The sequence below is a fragment of the Citrobacter sp. NCU1 genome (genome assembly GCF_010231475.1).
Taxonomy (GTDB): Bacteria; Pseudomonadota; Gammaproteobacteria; order Enterobacterales; family Enterobacteriaceae; genus Citrobacter_D.
Genome location: NZ_NRDO01000124.1, coordinates 1 through 1,092 on the forward strand (window position 1 = coordinate 1; position 1,092 = coordinate 1,092).

Sequence of the window (1,092 nt, forward strand, 5' to 3'; positions counted from 1 at the left end):
CATGAAGCCGTTCGGGGCGCGATTGCTGAATATATTGATGAAGAGTACGGGCACCAGGAATGGATCCTGAACGACATTCGGGCTTGCGGTGGTGATGTGGAAAGCGTTCGCAATGGCACCCCAGGGATACCGATAGAAATGATGGTTGCCTGGCTCTACTACCGCATTGAACGTGTCAATCCTATGAGTATTTTTGGCATGGTGCAGGTACTGGAAGGGACCAGCGTATCTATTGCTACCGCGATTGCAGCCCAGGTGGAACGGACGCTGGGGTTGCCAGCACAGGCGACAACCTACCTGCGTTCACATGGCGAACTTGATCAGGGACATCTTAAATTTTTCGCCTCACTCATGGACACTGTGACTGACGAAGCCGATCAGGCAGCCATTATCTATGCCGCACGTCGCGTCTATCGCCTGTACACAGAGATGCTTAACCAACTGGAGCAGACCACGCATGAACCTGCATGATAAAACAGTCCTGCTGACCGGTGCCAGCGGCGGTATCGGACAAGCGCTGGCACAGGGGCTGGCGCAAAAAGGGGCCAGACTCTGCCTGGTTGGACGCAATGCGCAGGCAATGACGCTTCTGAAAGAGGTGCTTCCCAATCCTGAACGGCATCATATTGCGTTAATGAACAGTTATACCGATGACGAAATCGTCGCGCTGGCCAGCAGATTCAAAGATGAGAACAAACTGGATATCCTGATCAACAATGCCGGGACCAGCCGTTTTGCGCTGTTTGAACAACAGTCTTTTGACGATATTCGGGAACAGATTAGAACCAATATCGAAATCCCCACACTGTTGACCCGTGCCATGCTGGATAAGTTTAATCCGCAGGGCATCGTCCTCAACATTGGCTCGATCTTTGGTGAAATTGGGCACCCTGCCTGGAGCGTGTATAGCGCAACCAAAGCAGCCACGCACCGTTTGTCGGAAGCGCTGGGGCGTGAATTAAAAGGGAATGGTATCAGCGTACTGTATGCCGCGCCGCGAGCCACTGAAACGGCACTCAACAGTGACGAGGTTTACGCGCTTAACCGCAAACTGGGCAACAGCAGTGATTCCCCGCAATTTGTCGCCGCACG

General features: G+C 53.1%; 2 protein-coding genes. Both read left to right on the plus strand.

Annotated features, from left to right (window positions below; genetic code table 11):
- Window positions 1-471: TenA family transcriptional regulator (locus tag CJP72_RS24810; RefSeq protein WP_162383888.1), on the plus strand; the 471-nt coding region annotated here is incomplete at its 5' end.
- The coding region (locus tag CJP72_RS24815; protein WP_162383889.1) for an SDR family oxidoreductase at window positions 458-1,092 on the plus strand (635 nt) is incomplete at its 3' end. The genes CJP72_RS24810 and CJP72_RS24815, both read left to right, overlap by 14 nt.